The 1576-nt window shown below is 76.0% G+C and carries 1 protein-coding gene; it reads left to right on the top strand.

The features are described from left to right. Nucleotides 1-56 precede the first annotated feature (56 nt). Nucleotides 57-1166: a TDT family transporter gene (locus ACIQOV_RS40815; RefSeq protein ID WP_401056117.1), complete on the top strand. Its 1110-nt coding sequence runs from the start codon at nt 57-59 to the stop codon at nt 1164-1166. The last annotated feature ends 410 nt before the right edge of the window (nt 1167-1576 follow it).

The following is a 1576-nucleotide window of genomic DNA, read 5'->3' as shown; positions in this document are numbered from 1 at the left end:
CCCCATAGAAGCCCCGGCGCTACCGGCCGCCCGGCCTTCCGGGCGACGGTGGGGACATGTCCACTTTGGCCGGTATCCGCCCCCTCGCCCGCCCCGCCGTCCGCCGCCGGCCCGACCTCGCCCAACTCGGCCCCAACTGGTACGCCGCCGTGATGGGCACCGCGATCCTGGCGAACGGCGCCGCCGTGCTGCCGGTGCGGCCGCCCGGGCTGACCGCCTTCGGCGAGGCGATGTGGGCGCTCGCGCTGGCCGCCCTGCTGGTGCTGGCCGGAGCCCGGCTGGTCCACCTGACCCGGCACCGCGAGGCGGCCCGCGCCCAGCTGCTGGACAACCCGGCCACCGCGGTCTTCTACGGCTGCCCGCCGATGGCGCTGCTGGCGGTCGGGCTGGGCACCCTGCTGCTCGGCTCCCGGGTCATCGGCACCGGCCCGGCGGTCGCCCTGGACGCGGTGCTGTGGAGCCTCGGCACCCTGTACGCGCTGGCCGTGGCCGGCGGCATCCCGTACCTGATGATCACCCGGCACCGGCTCTCCGCCCTGGAGGCCAACCCGACCTGGCTGCTGCCCGTGGTCGCCCCGCTGGTCGCCTCCGCCTGCGGCCCCGCGCTCGTCCCCCACCTGCCGGCCGGGACGGCCCAGCAGGCCATGCTGTACGGCTGCTGGGCGCTGTTCGGGGTCGGCCTGCTGGCCACCCTGGTGCTGCTGCCGGTGGTGTTCACCGGGCTGCTCCACAGCAAGCTGCCCGCCCTGGCGCTCACCCCCTCGCTGTTCCTGGTGCTCGGCCCGCTCGGCCAGTCCGTCACCGCGGTCCACCAGCTCGCCGACGCCGCCCGCCCGGTGCTGCCCGCGCTGGCGCCCGCCATGGCCGACCTCGCCGAGCTGTACGGCGTGGCGGTGATCGGCGTCGCCATGCTCTGGCTGGCCGTCGCGCTCACCGCCAACCTGCGGGCCCGGCGGGCCGGGATGCCGTTCGCGATGACCTGGTGGGCGTACACCTTCCCGGTCGGCACCTGCGTCACCGGAGCCTCCGCGCTCGCCCGGCACACCGGCTTCGGGGGCTTCAGCGGCCTGGCCGTCGGCCTGTACCTGCTGCTGGCGCTCGCCTGGGTGCTCGCCGCGGGCGGCACCGCCGCCGGGCTGGCACGGGGCCGGCTGCTGGCCCGCTGAGGCGGCGCCGGACCCCCGGGCCTGCGTGAACGCGCAGCTCAGGAGCATGCGGCCGGTGCAGGAACGCGCACGGCCGGGCAACGGCGCTGCCGGGTGGTGCCGACGCCCCCGGCCCGCCCCGGTTCCACCGGAATCCACCCCGCCGTCCGGACCGTCGCGCCCGCGGCCGGATGCAGGTAGCTGCAATTGCGCGAACATGCACTCGGGCGGCACTTGTTCACCGGCCGTCACGCTGTGAGGGTGGAGACACGCCAAGTCGTCCGGGCAACCGCAGCCCGATGGTGGCGACTCGCTCTTCGATGCTGACCGCAGGTGCGACATCCCGCGCCGGTGGCCGCTCTGGCCGTCGCACAACACGTGTACGACACCACCGGGCACGCCCCCACCGTGGTCGTCCTCGACATGCCCGC

The organism is Kitasatospora sp. NPDC091257, assembly GCF_044757675.1.
Lineage (GTDB): Bacteria > Actinomycetota > Actinomycetes > Streptomycetales > Streptomycetaceae > Kitasatospora > Kitasatospora lactacystinica.
Note: the sequence above shows the minus strand (reverse complement) of the source record. Positions and strands in the feature narration are given on the sequence as shown.

What these genes read in the sequence shown, in the direction of transcription:
- ACIQOV_RS40815 (WP_401056117.1), top strand. Translation starts at nt 57, where the DNA reads ATGTCCACTTTGGCCGGTATCCGCCCCCTCGCCCGCCCCGCCGTCCGC.